Origin of the sequence: Kurthia zopfii, assembly GCF_003143955.1 — a bacterium.
In the GTDB taxonomy this organism is placed as follows: domain Bacteria; phylum Bacillota; class Bacilli; order Bacillales_A; family Planococcaceae; genus Kurthia; species Kurthia zopfii.
This window is the reverse complement of record NZ_QFVS01000015.1, coordinates 37,405-59,099: the sequence shown is the minus strand read 5'-3', so window position 1 is coordinate 59,099 and position 21,695 is coordinate 37,405. Positions and strand designations below refer to the sequence as shown.

Below are 21,695 nucleotides of genomic sequence, written 5' to 3'. Positions count from 1 at the left end.
TCCATAAAAAGTGTTTGAAAGCTCATTTGCTTTGCTAGCGTTATCTATGATAACAATTGCTTACCACTAAGTGATAAGACTTTATTGTGATTAACTTCTTGCTTGTTTAGTTTTCAAGGTTCATGTTCGTCACTCGTTAGCGACATTTAATATCTTAACATCTCTCCATTTCCTTGTCAACAACTTTTTTTGAAAAAGTTTTAAACTCGAATTTGTTTGATGTTTGATTGTTTTGTTGCGATGTCTTATCGACAATTAATATAATACAATAGTATTCATATGAAAGTCAACACACTTTTTAAAGTTTTTTAAAAAGAATTTAGACTCTGTAATATCGATGGTCGACATGAAGTGACTTTGTCGCAACACGTTCTATATCAATATAACCTTTCTCAATTAAGTATTCAATAAATACTTCTAAGTTAATTGAGTAATTTTTGATTTCTTCTTGTTCATGTAGTTGCTGGATCGTCCAACGCTCACGACCGCTCATTACCCCAACAATATGCTTGCTGCATTCATCACGATACGCTTCTATTAATGAATCGATTGCTTGAAACGCATTTTCTATTCTACCATACAACTCCTCGGTACTCATAATAAACGATTCATATAGATCATAAATTTGCGCATTGTAAAAACGCACTTGCTCCCATACTTTCGTTTCTGGATACACACCTGCTTCTATAATAGATAGACGCGCTAAATGAGTAAGTGACTCCATCGTTTGAATCATGCCATCTAAATAATCCTTTTGATCAAAGCTCACTTTGGCTTCTTGATAGCGACGAATCAATTTAGCAAATTCAATTCCCATCTTAATGTTGCGACCTTCATCTTTTGTATTCTTCATTTCTTCTCTTAATGAAGAAACAAATTCATTACGATCAAAAATCACTCGACCATCAACTAACCAACTAATAATTTTTTTGTTCGTTCCTAATAGTAGCCATTTACGCAATTGCTTCTCTGTCACAATATGCATTGCAGCGTGTTTTTGTTCATATGTGTAGTGTTTCGTGAAGACCGGCTTCTTTGCATCTGACACGAGAATTAATAAAATCGAATCTATATTGTCAGTTGTTGGGCTAATGTCATCTAATTTCTCTACTAAAATTGCCCCCAAAGTATTCGGATCACTTGCTCTTTCTTGGTAAATCGGACGTAGTATATGCTCCATCATAATTCCTCCTCTATATTTTAAAAATAAACGACTTTTGTACATTTTTTACATTTTTATATGATATAGTAAATTACAGATTAGGAGGTTACATTATGAAGCCATATAAGAATAAAATTAATAAAATACGGTCATTTGCATTATCCTTAATCTTTATTGGATTTATTGTCATGTATGGAGCTATCTTCTTCCGAGAGCACCAATGGTTAGTTATTCTCTTTATGACACTGGGCGTACTTTGTATATTACTAAGTACTGTCGTATATGGATGGATTGGATTTCTTTCAACTCGAGCAGTCGTTGTTGAATGCCCTAGTTGCCAAAAACATACGAAAGTATTGGGTCGTGTAGATATGTGCATGTACTGTAATGAACCACTAACACTCGATCCTGCATTAATAGGAAAAGAGTTTGACCAATCTTATAATAATAAATCGAAGACACAACATCAAGAATAAGACATATAAATAAAAAGCTCTACCCGAATTCGTTTCGAGTAGAGTTTTTTTATTTGCTTTGGCAATCAGGACAAACACCATAAATTTCTAAACGGTGTGAGTTTACCTTGAATCCCGTAACATGTTCTGTGAATTTCTCAATTTCATCAAGTCCAGGATAATGGAAGTCAACGATCTTACCACAAGATTGGCAAATCGTATGGTAATGCTTGCTCGTAATGAAATCAAAACGACTCGCATTATCACCGTAAGTAAGTTCCTGTACTAAACCTGACTCTTTAAATACACGTAAGTTATTGTAAACTGTCGCAACACTCATGTTAGGAAATTTAGATTCTAAAGATTTATAAATTTCATCAGCAGTTGGATGTGACATAGATTCTATTAAATACTCTAATATCGCATGACGCTGCGGAGTAATCCTAACGCCTGTTTTTTTGAGCGTGTCTAGCGCATTTTCTAATTGCATTTCAGACATCGCCATGCACCTCTTTCATAAAAGTTCTTATTTTATAATCGTTATAATTAGTGTATCTAAATAGTACGCTATATGTCAACTTCTATCAACTAATCTCAAGAATTAGCTTGGCTATTTGAGAATATGTGGCAGTTATTGAAAATTAGTAACCCGCTTCTAAATTCACAAGGTTCTCTAAGTTAGCCAAATCACCATTTTTATAAATCTTCATATTGCGTTTAAAGATGTCAAAACTTCTCTCTAAATAACGAGAGGAGTGGCTTGATACGTGTGGTGACACAGTCATTTGCTCGAAGTTCCACAATGCCGAGTGAGCAGGCAATGGCTCCTCCTCAAACACATCACATACAATCGAACCGACTTCCCCATTTTCCAAAGCTTCTATTAACACATCCGTCGCAACTAAACTACCTCGACCAAAGTTCATGAACATCGCATCATTCTTCATTGCTTTGAAATGTTCAGCAGTGATCAAGTTCTTCGTCTCCTCTGTACTCGGTAGCACCGAAATAACGATGTCCGCTTCTGGCAATGCATTTAGTAAACCGTCAAATGAAATCATGTCATCCATGAAATCCGCTTTCTTACCTGAACGGTTGCAACCGATTGTTTTCACATGGAAAGCTTGTAATAGACGACCAATCTCTCCACCGATTGCACCAGGCCCTAAAATAATCGCAGTGGAACCGAATAACTCTTTTGAAGGAACTTTCTTATTCCAATTTTTCTGCTCTTCTTCTTTGTAAATTGTTTTCAAAGAACGATACGCAGTTAAAATATGTGCAAGAACCGATTCAGCCATAGGCGTTTTGTGAATACCACGCACATTTGATACTGCGATTCCCTTTTCTTTCAACTCTTTCAAAGGCATTTTCTCAATACCAGCTGAAGCGACGAAAATCCACTTCAAATCGTTCATAAATGGAAGATGCTCCACAGTTAGATCTTCACCATATGTCACTAAAATCTCCGCCTGTTTTAGTAATTCGACATCTACTTGGCGTGTGAATTCAAATTTCTCCTCTCTAATAGAAGAAAGTAGGTCATTTTTCAAATCTGGTCTTGGATCAAAAGTGAAATAAATCATACCTCTTCACCTCTTAATTCCTTCGCAACATTTGCTACATGATCCTTCACGCGAACATTGCGCCATTCTTTTTGAACAATACCTTCTTTATTAATTAAGAAAGTAGAACGCACGATGCCCATATACTCTTTGCCGAAATTCTTTTTCAATTGCCAAACATCATAAGCCTTAGCCGCTTCTAACTCTGTATCGACTAATAAAGAAAATGGCAGCTCGTACTTGTCGATGAATTTCGTATGACGCGCCTCTGAATCTGGACTTACACCTAAAATTACTGCATCTAAATCTGAAAAATCTTCATGAGCAGAAGCAAAATCACAAGCTTCAGTTGTACAACCTGGCGTCATGTCTTTCGGATAAAAATAGAGAATGACATTTTTCTTTCCTTTATAATCACTTAACGACACCATTTCCCCTTTTTCATTCAATAAAGAGAATTCCGGAGCCTGTAAACCTTCTAATTGTTTCATAATTGCATCCCTCCAAGTATTATTTCGTCTTCTCCATTGTAACAATATATTTGGTAATATCATGTATTATTTAATACAATTGAGATATAGTTGACCATTGCACCTATATGCGTTACAGTACGACCATATCGAAAGAAAGAGAGGTAGCCCATTTCAAATGAAATTAGGTGCCCGCATCATAAAAACCGGCGTTGCAATTGTCTTTGCATTTTACTTAGCATATTGGTTCCAGTTACCCGCACCAATATTTGCAGGAATCGCAGCAATTTTTGCATTACAGCCATCTATTTATCGCTCATACAAAACAATTATTGAGCAAGTACAAGGTAACATCATCGGAGCATTGATCGCTGTTATATTCGGTTCAGCATTTGGCCACTCGTATGTAGTTGTTGGATTAGCTGTTATCGTAACACTGTTAATCATGATGAAATTCAAATTAGAGAACAGTATCTCATTAGCACTCGTAACCGTAATTGTCATAATGGAATTCCAACAAGGTGATTTCATTGAATTTGCAATTTTACGATTTGCTACAGTAATGGTCGGTGTGTTAGCTGCATTTATTATTAATTTAATTTTCCTACCACCCAAGTATGAAGAACGACTTTTTACATCGATTAAATATCTTCAAACCGACATTATCAAATGGATACGACTTGCTGTACGCCAAGCATCCGAGCATACATCAACAAAACAATCACTTCGCAGATTACGCCAACAATTTGAACGCGTGAACGGATTGTACAAATTATTCAAAGAAGAACGCGGATACACGAAGAAATCTAGAAATGTGAAACAAAGAAAGTTAGTCGTATACAGACAGATGCTTATTACTATGACGAAAAGTATTGAAGTATTGAACCGACTACACCTACATGAAAATGAACTATCGCAACTACCAGAGAAATTCCACATCATGATTCAAGAAAGACTCGACTTTTTATTAACCTACCACGAACAACTCTTACTGAAATATACAGGTAAATTAAAAGCAGAGCATACGACATGGATTGGTGAAGAAGAATTTTTACAAAGAAACGAAGTCATGGACATCTTTGCGAAACACATAGTGCTTGAACACGCAGCGGAAAGCCAAGAAGAATTCTCAAGCTATCACCTACTCCACATTCTATCTAGAATACTCGATTACGAAGAGAACCTTGAACACCTTGACACGCTGATCACATCGTTTTTGCAGCACCACCCAGGAGAGAAGTTTAAAGAGAAGAATGAAGAAGTAATATAGAAAGGCGGAGGTGGCTCGTTTATCTCGAGAGCACTGCAGAAAACGAAGGGAAAGTAAACGTTCCACCACTTTCCCCCGAGTTTTCGAAGTGACTCAAAGAGATAAGCCACCGGAGCTAGACACCGATAGAAAAGCGCAAAACGCTCGCCCATATGCGGAAAATCTGGAAAATTCGAAGGAAAAGTAAACTCGAAAAGCGTTTCCACTCGGGACTCTCGAGAGCACTGGAGGAAACGAAGGAAAAGTAAAAGCCCCACCACTTTTCCCCGAGTTTTCGAAGTGACTCAAAGAGAGTAGTGGAACAAGCTAGACACCAAAACCCGAGAAGAAAGCTAGACCACACTTACCTTGAGAAGAACGCCCTTCTCGCAAATAACCCACACAAAAAGCTGAAATCATCTGATTTCAGCTTTTTTCCTTGCCCTTATCTTTTATTCCTAGATTCCAGAAATAACGAATGCTTTCCGCCGACAAGTGCCGCACTATTTCTTTCCACTTTAGGTGGAAAGAAAGGATTGCTTCACACTTGTTTTTCGGCAGGAGTCATCGCTATTTCTTTCAACTACAATCACCATTGATCCAAAACAAAAAAGATGAGTGAAACACTAAACCCCATTCCACTCACCCTAAATATTTATTTCTTTTATCTTATAAATCTTTTAAGTTTCTCTATCTCTATCTCTTATCTCTTTTCTATCTCTTATCTCTTTTTTATCTCTTATCTCTTTTTTATCTCTTTTCGCTCTTACCTCTATCTCTCCCAAACCTAATCCAACACCTGAACCTGGAATAAGTCATGGTAAAGACCACGCTGCCCCATCAACTCCTGATGAGTACCGCTCTCTTTTAACTCACCATGATCGATTAACATAATCTTATCTGCATGTGTAATTGTAGACAGACGATGCGCCACGATTAAAGTTGTACGATTATGAGCCAGTCGATCGAGTGACTCTTGGATTAACGCTTCACTCTCTAAATCTAAAGCAGACGTTGCCTCATCTAAAATTAAGATTGGCGGATTTTTCAAGAATACACGCGCGATCGCTACACGCTGCTTCTGACCACCAGACAATTTCACGCCACGCTCACCAACTAATGTATCGTAACCATTCGGGAATTCAGAAATAAAGTCATGCGCATTTGCAGCTTTTGCAGCAGCGATTACTTCTTCCTCACTCGCATTCGGATTCCCCATCATAATATTTTCTCGGATCGAATCACTGAATAACACATTATCCTGTTGGACGATCCCGATATTATGACGTAAAGACTGAATCGTCGTATCACGCACATCTTGATCATCGATACGAATTGCCCCTTCGATGACATCATAGAAACGAGGAATTAAACTAATGATCGTCGATTTACCGCCACCACTCATTCCTACGAAAGCAGCTGTTTGTCCAGGCTCAATCGTAAATTGAATATGATTTAATACATTTCGCCCTTCATCATCGTAACGGAAGACAACATCATCAAACTGAACCTTCCCTTTCACATTCGAAAGTAACTTCGCATCATTACGATCATTAATATCATATTCCTCATCAAATAAATCAAACATACGATCCATTGAAGCAACCGCCTGCGTTAAAGTAGTTGAAGAATTGACTAAACGACGTAACGGATTGTATAAACTATCGATATATCCGATAAACGCTGCTAAAACCCCTACCGTTACATTGCCATGAATTACTTGATAACCCGCGTATCCAACTACCGCTACCGGTGCAATACCCGTAATCGTATTGACGACCATGAAAGTTTTCGCATTCCAACGGGTTTGATCCAAAGCCTTCTCTAAGAAATTACCATTCGCTTCTTTAAAAATGCCTTGCTCATGCTTTTCAAGTGTAAAACTTTTAATAACACTCATCCCTTGCACACGTTCATGTAAATAACTTTGAACACCTGCAAGCGCGCGAGATCTTTCTTTTGATAAAAATCGTAGTTTCGTAAAGAAGAATTTCACGCTGACAATATAAAACGGTAGTGCAATTAATGTTACTAATGTTAATTTCACATCCATATATAACATAATGCCGATTGCGATAAATACCGTCACAAGGTCAATCCATACATTCATCAACCCAGTCACAACGAATTCCTTCGTCTGCTCCACATCATTGATCGTACGAGATATGACATCACCTACTCGATTATTCGAATAGAATTTCAAACCAAGTTTTTGTAAATGGGCATACATATTTGTACGAATATCATATAACACACGGTTACTTATTCTTTGTGCAAAATATTGACGATAATACTCGATTGGCGGACGTAAAATAAAGAATACAAACGCCATCACACCTAACCACATAAATAATTGCGAAGTTTTTACATCTGGTGTTAATTTATCATTGTTAATAATATCATCAATAATAATTTGAATAATGAAAGGTATTGATAGAGGAATCATAAATTTCACGATTCCTAGGAAGAATGCAATGACTATGTCCCATTTATAAGGCCAAACAAATTGCATATATCTTTTCATACTTTCCAAAACATTCACTCCCTCTCATTCGGAATAAAAACCAGAAATAGCGTATGAAGCCATTCCTGGTTTATTAATTCGCTCTATTCTGGATTGTGCATCTCTTTATACAAGCGATGTCGACTCGTCCATGCTTCAATAAAATCTGGCGCAAATGGACCTCTTCTTTGTTGAATCCAACTAATTAATTTGTTTACATTCGCTTTTAAAATACGATCGATTACAGGAGGATACTCCATTTCTTCCTTATGCTGCTCATACTCATCTTCATCAAGCAAAGTATAAGACATATCCGGAAATACCTTCACATCTAAATCATAATCAATATATTTAATCGCATTATTGTCAAATACAAACGGCGAACTCATATTACAGTAGTAATAAACGCCATCTTCACGCAACATACAAATAATATTAAACCACAGCTCCGTATGGAAATAAGTAATCGAAGGCTCTCTCGTTAGCCAAGTTCTGCCGTCCGATTCAGTCACTAAAGTTCGCTCGTTTGCGCCAATAATAATTTTAGGCGTACTTTTGAGAACCATCGTTTCCTGCCATACACGATGAATATGACCGTTATGCTTGTAGCTATGTATTTGTACAATTTCCCCTTCAATTGGAATTGCCATCATCTAGCCCACCTTTGTGAAACGTAGTCTTTAAATAAAAGTTCTTTGTAACATTATAACAATGTAAAGAAAAAACGTGTAGCAAAAATGTTTCGTTTAGCTAAAAAATGTACATTGACTCGGTTTTTTCCAAATACGATTAATCGATTTTACAACGTTCAATTTTATATGAATGTAATATTTTTTGCATTGGCACTGGTAAAGGCAATTCAGCAATCTGTTCTAAAGTGAACCAGTCACCTTTAGTAGATTCCCCTTTTATATAGAAACTATTCAAATTCCACACAATATGAGAAAAGATATGCTTGAGTGAAGGCAATTCACTTTGACCACCTAACTCAATTTGATAAGATTTAGATAACTCAACAGTCGATGCGTATTCAGCAGCTTGTTCAATCATCGGGAACTGCCACATATTTGCGAGCAAACCTGTTTCGGGACGTTTCTCTAATAGAAGTTTACCTTCTTCATTTTCAACGACGAAAACATCATAGCTTAATTTTTTCACTTTCGTTTTCTTCGTTTTAATCGGCAGTTCGGTCGTTCTACCTTCAGCAAATGCGCCACAATAATCACGCACAGGGCAGAGCAAACATTTTGGAGAAGTTGGCGTACATACGAGCGCACCAAGTTCCATCAATCCTTGATTAAATTCGGATGGCTTCTTCACATCGATTAGATCCATCACCGCTTTTTCGAATACTTTCTTCGACTTCGGTTGTGCGATATCATCTTCTAATAGAAGAACTCGACTAAGAACACGCATGACATTGCCATCAACGGCATGTTCGGGTACGCCATAAGCGATACTCAATACCGCTCCAGCTGTATAGGGACCGACACCTTTCAATGTCGAGATTTCTTTACGCGTTTTAGGTACAATAGAATTATAAGTTTCCACAACTTCTCGCACACCGGCTTGTAGATTGCGCACGCGAGAGTAGTAGCCAAGACCTTCCCACTGCTTCAATAAGAATTCTTCTTCAGCATCTGCTAGGTGTTGCACTGTTGGGAACTTTTCTAAAAAATTTTCGTAGTAAGGAATGACCGTGTCTACACGTGTTTGTTGTAGCATTACTTCCGACACCCAGATTTTATAAGGGTCTTTCGTTTTGCGCCACGGTAAATCTCTTTTTTCATTTTCGAACCATTCGACTAAATTTTGTCGAAATTCTTTTTCATATTTATAAGACACAGAGGGCCTCCTCGATTTAAAATAGTAATAAACAGGGTATAAACATATCATAAAAACGATGGCTATACCCGAAGTAATGATTATAGCGATTTCGCTAAGGAGTTGACATTATGGATACTGGGACACACTTAGTTATGGGTATTGCAATTGGCGGATTGACGTTTGTGGATCCTGCTGTCGCAAGTAGTACTGCTACTGCCACCGCAGTTATTACAGGAGTCATCCTAGGTTCACAAGCACCGGACATTGATACCGTCTTAAAATTAAGAAATAATGCCGTTTACATTCGACATCACCGTGGAATCACGCATTCGATTCCTGCCGTCATCATTTGGCCGATTCTCATTACACTCGTTTTATCATTTTTCATTTCAGACGCCAACGCACTCCATTTATGGCTTTGGTCATTTTTTGCAGTAGCATTGCACGTCTTCGTAGATATATTCAATGCTTATGGAACGCAAGCTTTACGGCCGTTCTCTAAAAAATGGGTTGCGCTCGGCATCATCAATACATTTGATCCGATTATTTTCGGCCTTCATGTCATCGCGATTATGATTTGGGCTTTCGGCGCAAATCCAGTTATTACGATGTCCATTTTATATGGTATTCTCGTCATTTACTATATCATAAGAATTTGGCTTCATGGAGCAGTCAAGCAAGCGGTGCAAAATACGATTCCAGATGCGACAGAAATCTATCTTTCACCAACTCGCTACTTCTTCCAATATCGAGTAGCAGCCAATTCAACAACGCATCACTTTGTCGGAAGAGCGTATGGTCGCTCGATCACATTATTAGATAAATTTGAAATCGAACCGCTGCCTGACAATCCGATTTTCAATAAAGCGACAGAAGATGATAATTTCAAAAGTTTCCTTTCATTCTCGCCAATCTATCGTGTAGAAATGCGAGAAATCGAAAACGACCTTACCGAAGTTCGCCTAATTGATTTACGCTACCGCAGTAATAACCGCTATCCATTCGTGGCGGTTGCACAAATTAGCCCGACATTGGAAATCGTAAATTCCTATACCGGTTGGATTTTCTCTGAAGAAAAATTACAAACAAAATTAGAAGAAGATCGTAAATTATTATAATCAAAAGAGCTGTTTCTACTTCATCAATCGAAGTGGAAACAGCTCTTTTTTTTATTTTAATAAATCCGCATATTTTGGATTACGTGCGACAAATTCATGTAATGTAGCGCCGTAACTTTCAATCCATTGGCGTATCATTTTCTCTGTTAATTCGGCACCTTTGTAAGTGTAGCCTGCTCTCGCATAAGTTGCTTCAAAATCCGACCATAGTAATTCAACCCAAGTCTTCGCTTTTTCAGCAGAAAGTTGATCATTCGACTGTTGTAATAATTCTGCAAGTTCTACAATTCTTTCTTCCACTTAGAAAGCCTCCTTCACGTCTACGAGCATTGAAATCGGAATCGCTTCAATTTGCTGCGTACCACCTAGACGGTAGCCCCATGCGTAAACACCTTTTAAATAATCGATTTTAAAGAACATACCTGGATCCCCTTGGATACGGTATAATTCTCCCGGAATAAAGTCATCTGGGTTTAATAAGAAAGCCTGCGCTAACAATGCTTTACGTTCATAAACTGCAAATTCATTGATAATACCTAATTGCTCTGCGCGTCTCGCTTTTTCACGAAGTACAGCGACTAAGTCTCGTAGTTCAGTTGGTGTCATCTCACTATATTTCTTCTCCATTATTCTTGCTCCTTCATCTCTATATATTGATCAATCACTTCAGCAGGAAAACCCTTTTGATAAAGTGATTGCTTCATTCTCATCTTCAAATCATAGCCTGAATATTTCTGGCTATATTTACGCCACTGCTTATCTCCTTGAACCTCAATCATTTCCGTCCATTCATCCTCTTGCTTCTCTAACTCAAGTTTTGGAACGACTTGTTGAATGATTGAAAAATCATAGCCTTTTCGCATAAGAAATTCTTGGATTTTCTGCTTCACTTGATTCGGCGTTTTATTCTTCTCTTGTCTTACTTTCTTTTCTGCAAGATCCAATGCCATCTCTAACTGCTCTTCTTCAGAGAAATCATCCAACATTTCCTGTTGCAGTTTCGGGGCAATCCCCTTCTGCTTCAAATCCTGAATAATTGCTCTAGGACCTTTTTTGGAAGTTTTCTTTTTAGTATCAGCTAAAGCTTTTGAATACATTTGATCATCTAACAAGCCAATTCGGATTAATTTCTGAATCGCTTCCGCAATTACCGCTTCACCGTACTCTTCTTTTAGCAATTTCTGCTGAATCTCATGTTCACTTCGCATTTGAAAACTTAAATAAGATAGGCCTCGATTGTACGCTTTCGATACTTCATCGTCAAAAGTAATTTCGCCAACAACCATCTCGTCCAATATCTTCCCTTTCGTAAGACCATACTGGATGATGATTGATTCATCGACACTAAACGCATACTTTTCATCGAGAAAAATATTATAGCGCTCTTCATTCCTTTTTTGACGAGTAATTTTCGTAATGACCTGTGCCATTTCAATCACCTCCATTTCTCCATTATACATCTTTTAGCGAGGACAACCTATAGCAATCATTGCATGTTTCTACTCGATAAAGGGTACAATTATTAAAAAGAGACGTAGAAAGGGGTTCATATTATGAAAATCATTATTGCAGGTGGTAGCGGATTTTTAGGACAGCGATTAACAGCGTTTTTCACCGCGCAAAAACATGAAGTCTTGATTCTCTCGCGCAAACCATCACATTTGGAAGGTTCTATTAAACACCTTCAATGGTCGCCCACTCCACAACAAACATTAGATTGCCTTGAAGATGCGGATGCTTTTATTAACTTAGCTGGAACTTCTTTAAATGAAGGACGTTGGACAGACTCGCAAAAAGAAAAAATTGTGCAAAGCCGCGTGAAGACAACGAAGGAAGTTTTGAACATAATCGACCAGCTACATACGAAGCCAAAAGTATATATTAATGCGAGTGCTGTTGGAATTTATCCAATTTCAGAAAGAGCAGTTTATGATGAATCATCAACCATTTTCGCAAATGACTTTCTCGGTGATACTGTACAGAAATGGGAACATCTCGCGAAAAAAGCAGAAGAATTTGGCGTTCGTTCAGTTCAAACTCGATTCGGTGTCATTCTCGGGGAAGATGGCGGTGCATTACCGATGATGGCACTCCCTTATAAATTTTACGCAGGGGGCAATTTAGGCTCTGGTATTCAATGGGTTTCATGGGTGCATATCGATGATGTTGTGAAGGCAATTGATTTCGTCATTCATGATTCTACTATTAAGGGACCTGTAAATGTGACATCACCGAATCCTATTCGCATGAAACAACTTGGTCAAACAATCGGCCAAGTACTGCATAAACCACATTGGTTCCCGACACCTTCACCACTTTTAAAAGTTGCACTTGGCGAAAAAAGCATCATGGTATTAGAAGGTCAACGCGTGCTACCGACCAAACTAATTGAGCATGGATTCGAATTTAATTACCCGAAAATAAAAGACGCATTAGTGAATCTTTTCTAATGGACTATTATTCAAGCGCTACGTTCGTTATAATGAAGAAATGATTTAATAACTGCCGAAAAAATCGGCTGAAGGACGTGGATTTTATTATGCAAGAAACAATAATGGAAGTCGGCAAACGTATTCCGTTGGATATAAAGAAGTTAGGTATTAACGGTGAAGGGATCGGCTATTATAAAAAGAATATCGTTTTCATCCCTGGCGCTTTAATTGGCGAAGAAGTGTATGCTGAAATTACGAAAGTTGGGCGTAACTTTTCCGAAGCTAAAGTTTTAAAAGTACAGAAAGCATCGAAATTCCGTGTAACACCACCTTGCCCTGTATATGATTCATGTGGCGGTTGCCAAATGCAGCATATGACTTACGGTAGCCAACTTGTTGCGAAAAAACATACAGTGCTACAAGCATTACAAAAATATGTACCAAAACATGCGAAGAAAATCGACGTACGCAATACGATCGGCATGGAAGATCCTTGGAATTACCGTAATAAGAGTCAATTCCAAGTTCGAAAATCTGGCGGTCGCGTGCAAGCAGGACTTTTCGCTGAAAATAGTCATATTCTATTAGATATCGATGATTGTATTGTACAAGATCGTATTACGAACATCATTACAAATGCAGCAAAAGAGATCATCGAAGATCTTGGCATCGCAGTATATGACGGTCGTTCTACAAAAGGAATCATCCGTACGATTGTAGTACGCGTTGCGATTCAAACGAATGAAGTACAAGTGGTAATCATTACAACTCGTAAAAACTTCCCTCGTAAAGAAGAATTCATCGAACGTCTAAAAGCAATTGATCACTCAATCGTATCCATCGTACAAAATGTTAATAACGCAGACACATCACTTATTTTCGGTGATACGACTGTCGTTCTAGCTGGTAAAGAAACAATTCACGAAGAACTTGGCGAATTCGCATTTGACCTTTCTGCTCGTGCATTCTTCCAATTGAACCCGACGCAAACGGTTCAGCTATACAATGAAATCAAAAAAGCTGCTGCCCTAACAGGCAAAGAAACAGTAGTAGATGCTTATTGTGGCGTTGGAACAATCGGTATGTGGTTAGCAGATGGCGCTTCTGAAGTTCGTGCGATGGATATCATTCCTGAAAGTATCAAAAACGCGAAGCAAAATGCTGAAAATCACAACTTAACACATATTAAATATGAAGATGGTAGTGCAGAACATTGGTTAGATCAATGGCAGAAAGACGGCTTTGTTCCTGATGTACTGACAGTTGACCCACCACGTACTGGATTAGCGCAAAGCTTAATTGATACAATTAATAAAGTTAAGCCAAAACGCTTCGTTTATACTTCATGTAACCCTTCTACATTGGCGAAGGATTTAGCACAATTGACGAAGAACTACAAAGTTGAATATATTCAACCACTTGATATGTTCCCTCAAACAGCACATGTTGAAAGTGTTACATTACTAACTTTAAAAAATAAATAACAAAAAAGGCCGCATGATGAAGTTCATACTTCGCCATGCGGTCTTTCTTATTGTTCAGATTGTACTTTATCTTCTTTACCAAAGAATAAAGCGATTAAAAATACGACCATGATTAGGCCTGATACTAGGAATAGGAAACTTGCATCGACATATTCTACATATGCCCCACCTAGGAATGGACCTGCTAAACTTCCGACACTGAAGAAAATACTACATAGTAAATTCCCTGTTGGCAGTAATTCCTTTGGTGTTAAATCGGTCATATATGAAATACCGAGTGAGAATACCGAACCACAGAACATACCTGCGATTAAGAATACGATCAATACTAACCATTCCGATGATTCCACAAAACTTCCTAAGAAGAACATAATTCCACCGCCACCAAGTGCGAGTAATGATACTTTTCGTCGACCAATTCGATCACCGAGTGTACCAAGCGGCACTTGTGTAATGATTCCTCCGATTGCAAATGCTGATAATGTAAATGCTAACATTGATAAATCAAAGTCATTCCGCACCGCATAAACCGGGAAAATCGCATTTAATGATGATTCTAAGAAACCATAAACTAGCGGAGGTAGGAATGCTACCCATGCATATTTCATCGCTTTGCCATAACGCGCAAAAGTATTACCATGTTGATTGATTTGAATTGGTTCAGGTTTTTCATTTTTAAGGAAGAAAATAAATGACCAAGCAAATAAACATAATAATGAAGAAACGATGAACGGTAATGCTTCACTAATTGCTACTAGCGGTACGAATTGTGGACCTACCGCAAAACCTAGACCGAATGATAAGCCATAGATTGCGACATTTTTACCTAATTTCTCAGCTGGAGCTGTCGTCGTAATCCAAGTTTGTGTCGCATAGTGAAGTGCGTGATCCCCAACACCAATTAACAATCTTAAAATGAACCAGAACATTACGCTTTTCCAAAATGGGAAAAGGAATAATGCTGAAAATACGATTGCCCCACCAGTAATAATGACTGGTTTATAGCCGAACTTTCTCAAAGGATGTTCAACAAAAGGCGCTATTAACAATGTTCCTAAATACAATCCTGTTGCGTTTAATCCATTTAATGAAGATGATACGCCGTCATTTTCAAATATGACTGAAATGAGTGGCAATAACATCCCTTGAGAAAAACCAGAAATAGATACAATAATGACTAAAATCCAAAACCTCTTTTTCTCCGCATCCATATTTCGCAGCAACTAATCAATCCCCTTCTTATTTAATAGTTCATATCTCGTAGTAAACCGCTCATATCGTATCATATTTCTCAAATGGACTATATAGATTCTCGCATACACGGAAAATTAAGAAAACTGTACATAAATAAAAGAACTCATCAGCCACTTTCATCGACTAATGAGTTCAATTACGTTCTATAGTTTTCATATGATTGATTCTAAACTGCATCGGCATAAGCAAAAAGCCGAGATGGGTTTAAAACTCCCTCCTTTTCTTGGGGCCCTTCGAGTACTTTCATCATCTCACTTTAACTCTATTATTGATTGACCTAAAAACGCGGAAGAGGGTTGTGATTAGGCATTTGCTTCAATCGAATAAACTTTATATACATTTATATAAAAAGTGGATGATCAAACTAGGCTGTTCCCTTACTATTAAGTTGGACACGTGATTCTATATATCCTCCTTCCTAAAAGGTTAAGTACATATTATCATAAGACATCAATAAAGTAAATTTTCTGACTATGTTATTCAATAAATAAATAATTTATCCGTTCATCATTGAAAAAATTTATAAAATCCGTTACGATGAATTTGAATGAAATGAGGTGTACTGATGAGTAAATCAATTACGAATAAAGATCAGCAAGTAACCTATTTAAAAGAGCGTCTACAAATCTTCGTAGAAGTGTTAGATGCAATCGATCCTGAAACGACTGAATTAGAAGATATTGACCGTCTTATTTCAATGGTAGATGATATCGAAGACAAGATGGATACTTTTAAACACCGTTCAGAAAACGAAAAATAACTTTCAAGTGTGAACACACTACAGTAATTTCTATATGAGGAGAAGAAATCATGAATGAATGGTTTCTTCTCTTTTTTTCTATTGCTCCAGTCTGTTTTTTCATGCAGTTGCTTAATAAATAACTATATTTCTCTATATTCTCTTTTTCTACTATCTTTTACACGTTATAATATGAATGATTCACATATAACTCTTTGAGGGGGCCATTTTTATGAATTTAGCAAATCTTGAACAAAGTATTTATAATTTAGTAACCGAAACATCGACGAATCTTCCAAAAGACGTTCGTCGTGCAATTAAAAAGGCGAAGGATGCAGAAAACGCTGGAACTCGTGCAGCGATGAGTTTAGATACAATCGCAAACAATATCTTCATGGCTGATGATAATGTTTCTCCAATTTGCCAAGATACTGGTTTACCAACTTTCAAAATAAAAACTCCTGTTGGCGTAAATCAAATCGAAATTAAAGAAATGATTAAAAAAGCAATCGCAGCAACTACTGGCGATGCTAAATTACGTCCTAACGCAGTGGATTCTTTAACTGGTAAAAACAGTGGCGATAACTTAGGCGATGGTTTACCTGTTGTGAAATTTGAACAATGGGAAAAAGATTATATCGAGATGAAACTAATCCTTAAAGGTGGCGGCTGTGAAAACAAAAACATCCAATACAGCTTACCTACTGAGTTAGAAGGTTTAGGACGTGCTGGTCGTGACCTTGATGGTATTCGTAAATGTATTTTACATTCAGTTTACCAAGCACAAGGGCAAGGCTGTTCAGCTGGATTTATCGGCGTTGGAATCGGTGGAGATCGTTCTTCTGGATACGATTTAGCAAAAGAGCAATTATTCCGTCACGTTGATGATGTAAATCCTAATGAAGATCTTGCGAAATTAGAACAGTATATCGTTGAAAAATCAAACACATTCGGTATCGGTACAATGGGCTTCGGCGGTGAAGCAACTTTACTAGGTTGTAAAATCGGCGTTATGCACCGTATCCCTGCTTCATTCTTCGTATCAGTAGCTTACAACTGTTGGGCTTACCGTCGTATGGCGGTAGACATCAATGCTGAAACTGGCGAAATTATGAACTGGCATTACCAAGATGGCGAAAAAATCGGATTTGAAGAAGAAGCAAAAGCTGGTAATACACAACAAGGCGAAGTTGTTGAATTAACTGCTCCAATCTCTGAAGAAAAAATCCGTTCATTAAAAGTTGGTGACGTAGTGAAAATCACTGGTCGTATGTACACTGGCCGTGACGCAATCCACCATCACTTAATGAGCCACGATGCTCCTGTAGACTTAGATGGTCAAATCATTTATCACTGTGGTCCAGTAATGGCGAAAGATGCAGAAGATAACTGGACTGTAAAAGCTGCTGGCCCAACGACTTCAATTCGTGAAGAACCATACCAAGGCGATATTATGAAGAAATTCGGTATTCGCGCTGTTATGGGTAAAGGCGGAATGGGGCCAAAAACTCTTGCTGCACTTGAAGAACACGGTGGCGTTTACTTAAATGCAATCGGTGGCGCTGCACAATACTATGCTGACTGTATTAAATCAGTTGATGGCGTAGATTTATTAGACTTCGGTATTCCTGAAGCAATGTGGCATTTAGCTGTTGAAGGATTTACAGCAGTAGTAACAATGGATTCACACGGTAATTCATTACACGCTGATGTTCAAAAATCTTCATTAGAAAAATTAGCTGCACACGCTGATCGCGTATTCTAATACGATATGAAAGCTGTCCTTCGGGGCAGTTTTTTTATTGCCAAAATTAGGGTATAGATTACATAGCTACTCGCCTTTAATAAGAATGATTATAATTTAAAACCTCAATGATAGTGATAATCAGTATCATTTTCTCAACTAGTTGACATTTTCCTCACTCTTATTTATAATGATTATAAACTAAAAAATGAAATTGAATGACGAAGAATTAGCTGATATACATAGCTTTCTTTTCTTCATATAACGTTTTAATAATGATATTCATTCTCAAGGAGGAATCATAATGGCTCAAACTGAACAAACACTAATTGAGAAAATGAAGTCACATGGCGAATTATATGCCGCTTTATTTTCTGGAGTATTAATTTTAGCAGCTTGGATCCTAAGTAAGAACATTGGTGAAACAGGCTTAGTAGTTGGACTTTATATCGCTGCATTTATCATCGGCGGATTTGCGAAAGCAAAAGAAGGTATCGAGGAAACAATTGAAAATAAAACTTTAAATGTCGAGTTGTTAATGATTTTAGCAGCAGTTGGTTCTGCAGTGATCGGTTACTGGACTGAAGGTGCTGTACTTATTTTCATCTTCGCAGTAAGTGGTGCAATGGAAACTTATGCGATGAATAAAAGTCATAAAGAAATTTCTGCACTGATGGACTTACAACCTGAAGATGCGAATCTACTATTACCAGATGGCTCAACTAAATCTGTTTTAATTTCTGAATTAGCAATTGGTGATCGACTATTAATCAAACCAGGCGAGCGTGTTCCAACTGATGGTACTGTCGTTGATGGTATTTCTACTATTGATGAAGCTGCGATTACGGGCGAATCAATTCCTGTCACTAAAAATATTCATGACGAAGTATTCGCAGGAACTGTTAATATGACGGGTGCGATTACAGTCGAAATGACTAAACCGAATTCAGAATCACTTTTCTCTAAAATTATTGAACTTGTACAATCTGCACAAAGCGAAAAATCACCTTCACAACAATTCATCGAAAGATTTGAAGGTACGTATGTAAAAATTGTTTTAGCAGTTGTTGGATTAATGCTATTCCTTCCCCACTTCATTCTAGGTTGGGATTGGAATACAACATTCTACCGCGCAATGGTCTTACTCGTTGTAGCTTCACCATGTGCATTAGTTGCAGCGATTACACCCGCTACACTTTCTGCCATATCGAACGGCGCTCGTCACGGTGTCCTTTTCAAAGGCGGTTTACACATTGAACATTTAAGCTCTTTGAAAGCAATTGCTTTTGATAAAACTGGTACATTAACACAGGGGAAACCAATTGTGACGGACTTCATCGTCGCTGATGGTCAAGATGAACAACAATTATTATCGATGATTGCTGGCGTTGAATCTCAATCGAATCACCCATTAGCAATCGCGATTACATCATATGCACGCAAACAAGGCATTACGAATTTCCACAAAGCCCAAATTGAAGATATTCCAGGCTGGGGTTTGAAAGGGACAATTGATGGTGTGACATACAATGTTGGGAAACCTGAATTTGTCGGATTCGACCGAGTACGAGCATTCCAAAATAATATTGCGGAACAACTTACGAATGAAGGTAAGACAGTAATCTTCATGGCGAATGAACAAGGCATTGTCGCTTTAGCAGCAATGAAAGATACCGTTCGAGAACAATCAAAAATCGCCATCAAACAGTTAAATGATATGGGTATTCATACGATCATGTTAACTGGTGATAATACGAATACTGCCAATGTTATTGCAAAAGAAGCAGGCGTTGAGCAAGCGATTGCTGAATGTCTACCAGAAACAAAAGTGAAACATATGAAAGAATTGCTTGAGAAATATAAATATGTTGGAATGGTTGGAGATGGAATCAATGATGCCCCAGCTCTAGCAACCGCTACTACAGGGATTGCAATGGGCGAAGGTACGGATGTTGCACTTGAAACTGCAGATGTTGTCTTAATGAAAAATGATCTATCTAAAATCGCATACGCTGTGAAATTATCACAGAAAATGCAACGAATCATTAAACAAAACATCATCTTCTCCATCACGGTGATCATGCTACTAATCATTTCTAACTTCCTTCAAATCGTCAATTTACCACTTGGTGTAATCGGCCATGAAGGTAGTACAATTCTAGTTATTTTAAACGGTTTACGTATGTTGAATTCAAAAGTTAAATAATGACTGCAAAAAGAGACATCACATTGAACAATGTGATGTCTCTTTAATTATTTTGAATCCAGTTGTTTCTTCCTCTTTTGGAAAGCTACATTCACTTGCCCACCTACTACTAAGACAATACCTGTTATATAAAGCCATAACATTAAAATAATGATACCACCGATACTACCATATGTTTTCGAGTAGTTTGCGAAGTTACTAATATAAAAAGAGAATCCAAATGAAATCAATACCCATGCTATTGTAGCGAACAAGGCACCTGGTATTGCATGTCTAAAGTAGATTTTGACATTTGGAGCAATCCAATAAAGTAACACCAGAACTGTCACAATTAAGAATGGTGGAATAATAATACGTACATAGTTCCATACGATTAAGAAACCTTCTTTTAAGCCGATTACTTCAAACATAAATTGGCCAATCGTTTTACCGAAAACCGGGAGTACAAGTGCTACAATAATTAAACCAATTAATAAAACAGTAAAGAAAATAGATACCGCACGAGCAACAATAAATGGTCTTGTTTCGGTAATATCATATGATTTATTTAAGTTCTTAATAAGCGCATTTACACCATTTGATGCTGACCATAGCGTTGCAATAATACCAACTGATAGTAATCCACCATTACGATTACTCAACACATCTTTGATTGTACTTTCGATCAAGCTAAATACTTGTTCAGGCAAAATATTTTCTAGCATTGTAAAAACTTGTTCCTGTGGCAAGTTCAAGAATGGAAGCAAAGTTAATAAAAAAATTAGCAAAGGAAATAACGATAGCAAGAAGAAATAAGCTAACTGTGCGCCAGCACTTGAAACATCTGCTTCCTTCACGCCGTTTATGAGGCCCTTGAGAAATCCTTTCGGGGCTGTGTAATCAAAATCAGTCATTGCTTTCTTTTTCTCAAATCGCATCAACTTCATACGATTAAAGATTTCAGAAGATCGGTCGTTTTTATACTTCCCCACAAGCATTCCTCCTTTTTATAAATGAATAACCTCTTCTGGTTTTTTAGGTTCTGATGATTCTTTACTAAATGCTTCTTTCGTTTGCTGGAATTGCTGTGCCAACTTTGGCGTTGTTTCTTTTAATTCCGCAATCTTTTCTAAATAGAAGTCTTTATTCTCCATAACATTTTCAAGTAAGCCCTGCACTTTACTAAACTTACCTTTCGCATTTTCCTTCACTTGATCACGGCTGTAATAAAGATACTGAACATCCGTTTTAATATTTGTCGCTTTTTGAATTGTTTGTTCACGCGTATTTCGATCTAATAAACTAATCGCCGCTCCTGCAACTGCTCCTAAAGCAATTCCTAAACAAAGTTTTTTTACCATTTCAAATTCCTCCAAATCTAGTATGTATTTATATAGTAATTATAGTACCCTTCTACCTTATCAGTAAACCGTCACCTATGTCTTGTCGAACGAAAAAAATTTGTACTATAACAATTCTGATAATAAAGATTGACAATATGACTGAAT

Annotated in this window: 21 protein-coding genes; 8 read left to right on the top strand and 13 right to left on the bottom strand. The window is 37.4% G+C overall.

What is annotated here, in order from left to right; all coding sequences use genetic code 11:
* Positions 1–319 precede the first annotated feature (319 nt).
* The gene (locus DF281_RS07215) at positions 320–1,183 is read right to left on the bottom strand and encodes a nucleotidyltransferase-like protein (RefSeq protein WP_338084918.1); all 864 of its coding nucleotides are present in this window, start codon (positions 1,181–1,183) and stop codon (positions 320–322) included.
* A gap of 92 nt (positions 1,184–1,275) precedes the next feature.
* Between DF281_RS07215 and DF281_RS07210 the strand changes: the two genes are divergently transcribed.
* Complete coding sequence (locus tag DF281_RS07210; protein ID WP_109349580.1) at positions 1,276–1,638, top strand: YgzB family protein; 363 nt, start codon at positions 1,276–1,278, stop codon at positions 1,636–1,638.
* Positions 1,639–1,687: 49 nt separating this feature from the next.
* Here DF281_RS07210 and perR read toward each other — a convergent pair whose 3' ends face one another.
* From perR to bcp, 3 genes are all read right to left on the bottom strand, one after another.
* Complete coding sequence (perR, locus tag DF281_RS07205; RefSeq protein ID WP_172461974.1) at positions 1,688–2,116, bottom strand: peroxide-responsive transcriptional repressor PerR; 429 nt, start codon at positions 2,114–2,116, stop codon at positions 1,688–1,690.
* Positions 2,117–2,258: 142 nt separating this feature from the next.
* Positions 2,259–3,203 (bottom strand): D-2-hydroxyacid dehydrogenase, encoded by a 945-nt coding sequence (locus tag DF281_RS07200; protein WP_109349578.1) that lies wholly within the window; start codon positions 3,201–3,203, stop codon positions 2,259–2,261.
* Positions 3,200–3,673 carry a thioredoxin-dependent thiol peroxidase gene (gene bcp, locus DF281_RS07195; RefSeq protein ID WP_109349577.1) on the bottom strand — a complete coding sequence of 158 codons (474 nt, stop codon included), beginning with the start codon at positions 3,671–3,673 and terminating at the stop codon, positions 3,200–3,202. The genes DF281_RS07200 and bcp overlap by 4 nt, the downstream gene beginning before the upstream one ends.
* A gap of 157 nt (positions 3,674–3,830) precedes the next feature.
* Here bcp and DF281_RS07190 point away from each other — a divergent pair, with 157 nt between their 5' ends.
* Positions 3,831–4,922, top strand: a complete 1,092-nt coding sequence (locus DF281_RS07190) for an FUSC family protein (RefSeq protein ID WP_109349576.1) — start codon at positions 3,831–3,833, stop codon at positions 4,920–4,922.
* A gap of 766 nt (positions 4,923–5,688) precedes the next feature.
* On the opposite strand, the gene DF281_RS07185 is transcribed toward DF281_RS07190, so the two are convergent.
* From DF281_RS07185 to mutY, 3 genes are all read right to left on the bottom strand, one after another.
* Positions 5,689–7,434, bottom strand: coding sequence for an ABC transporter ATP-binding protein (locus DF281_RS07185; RefSeq protein WP_109349575.1), 1,746 nt, complete (start codon positions 7,432–7,434; stop codon positions 5,689–5,691).
* A gap of 74 nt (positions 7,435–7,508) precedes the next feature.
* Positions 7,509–8,054 (bottom strand): nucleoside tri-diphosphate phosphatase, encoded by a 546-nt coding sequence (gene ntdP / locus DF281_RS07180; RefSeq protein WP_109349574.1) that lies wholly within the window; start codon positions 8,052–8,054, stop codon positions 7,509–7,511.
* 139 nt (positions 8,055–8,193) lie between these two features.
* The gene (gene mutY, locus DF281_RS07175) at positions 8,194–9,249 is read right to left on the bottom strand and encodes an A/G-specific adenine glycosylase (protein ID WP_109349573.1); all 1,056 of its coding nucleotides are present in this window, start codon (positions 9,247–9,249) and stop codon (positions 8,194–8,196) included.
* Positions 9,250–9,359: 110 nt separating this feature from the next.
* Here mutY and DF281_RS07170 point away from each other — a divergent pair, with 110 nt between their 5' ends.
* Positions 9,360–10,349 (top strand): metal-dependent hydrolase, encoded by a 990-nt coding sequence (locus tag DF281_RS07170; RefSeq protein WP_109349572.1) that lies wholly within the window; start codon positions 9,360–9,362, stop codon positions 10,347–10,349.
* 51 nt (positions 10,350–10,400) lie between these two features.
* On the opposite strand, the gene DF281_RS07165 is transcribed toward DF281_RS07170, so the two are convergent.
* The 3 genes from DF281_RS07165 to recX are packed head-to-tail and all read right to left on the bottom strand — an operon-like array spanning position 10,401 to position 11,779.
* Positions 10,401–10,649 carry a YfhJ family protein gene (locus DF281_RS07165; RefSeq protein ID WP_109349571.1) on the bottom strand — a complete coding sequence of 83 codons (249 nt, stop codon included), beginning with the start codon at positions 10,647–10,649 and terminating at the stop codon, positions 10,401–10,403.
* A complete protein-coding gene (locus DF281_RS07160; RefSeq protein WP_232026009.1) occupies positions 10,650–10,976 on the bottom strand; it encodes a YfhH family protein in 327 nt (108 codons plus the stop codon). It abuts the gene before it with no gap.
* Positions 10,976–11,779 carry a recombination regulator RecX gene (gene recX, locus DF281_RS07155; protein WP_109349570.1) on the bottom strand — a complete coding sequence of 268 codons (804 nt, stop codon included), beginning with the start codon at positions 11,777–11,779 and terminating at the stop codon, positions 10,976–10,978. The genes DF281_RS07160 and recX overlap by 1 nt, the downstream gene beginning before the upstream one ends.
* 123 nt (positions 11,780–11,902) lie before the next feature.
* On the opposite strand from recX, the gene DF281_RS07150 reads away from it, so the two are divergent.
* Together DF281_RS07150 and rlmD are read left to right on the top strand one after the other, a co-directional pair.
* Positions 11,903–12,799 carry a TIGR01777 family oxidoreductase gene (locus tag DF281_RS07150; RefSeq protein WP_109349569.1) on the top strand — a complete coding sequence of 299 codons (897 nt, stop codon included), beginning with the start codon at positions 11,903–11,905 and terminating at the stop codon, positions 12,797–12,799.
* Between the two features lie 86 nt (positions 12,800–12,885).
* On the top strand, positions 12,886–14,265 hold the full coding sequence (gene rlmD / locus DF281_RS07145) for a 23S rRNA (uracil(1939)-C(5))-methyltransferase RlmD (protein ID WP_109349585.1): 1,380 nt from the start codon (positions 12,886–12,888) through the stop codon (positions 14,263–14,265).
* 47 nt (positions 14,266–14,312) lie between these two features.
* Here rlmD and DF281_RS07140 read toward each other — a convergent pair whose 3' ends face one another.
* Positions 14,313–15,476: an MFS transporter gene (locus tag DF281_RS07140; RefSeq protein WP_109349584.1), complete on the bottom strand. Its 1,164-nt coding sequence runs from the start codon at positions 15,474–15,476 to the stop codon at positions 14,313–14,315.
* Positions 15,477–16,084: 608 nt separating this feature from the next.
* Here DF281_RS07140 and DF281_RS07135 point away from each other — a divergent pair.
* From DF281_RS07135 to DF281_RS07125, 3 genes are all read left to right on the top strand, one after another.
* Positions 16,085–16,279, top strand: coding sequence for an SE1561 family protein (locus DF281_RS07135; protein WP_109349568.1), 195 nt, complete (start codon positions 16,085–16,087; stop codon positions 16,277–16,279).
* 211 nt (positions 16,280–16,490) lie between these two features.
* The gene (locus tag DF281_RS07130; RefSeq protein WP_109349567.1) at positions 16,491–18,023 is read left to right on the top strand and encodes a fumarate hydratase; all 1,533 of its coding nucleotides are present in this window, start codon (positions 16,491–16,493) and stop codon (positions 18,021–18,023) included.
* 283 nt (positions 18,024–18,306) lie between these two features.
* Positions 18,307–20,208, top strand: coding sequence for a heavy metal translocating P-type ATPase (locus DF281_RS07125; protein WP_109349566.1), 1,902 nt, complete (start codon positions 18,307–18,309; stop codon positions 20,206–20,208).
* A 47-nt stretch (positions 20,209–20,255) separates the two neighbouring features.
* Here the strand turns inward: DF281_RS07125 and DF281_RS07120 are convergent, their stop codons facing one another.
* Positions 20,256–21,179, bottom strand: coding sequence for a YihY/virulence factor BrkB family protein (locus DF281_RS07120; protein ID WP_240605524.1), 924 nt, complete (start codon positions 21,177–21,179; stop codon positions 20,256–20,258).
* Between the two features lie 15 nt (positions 21,180–21,194).
* The gene (locus DF281_RS07115) at positions 21,195–21,548 is read right to left on the bottom strand and encodes a YtxH domain-containing protein (protein WP_109349564.1); all 354 of its coding nucleotides are present in this window, start codon (positions 21,546–21,548) and stop codon (positions 21,195–21,197) included.
* Positions 21,549–21,695: the final 147 nt, after the last annotated feature.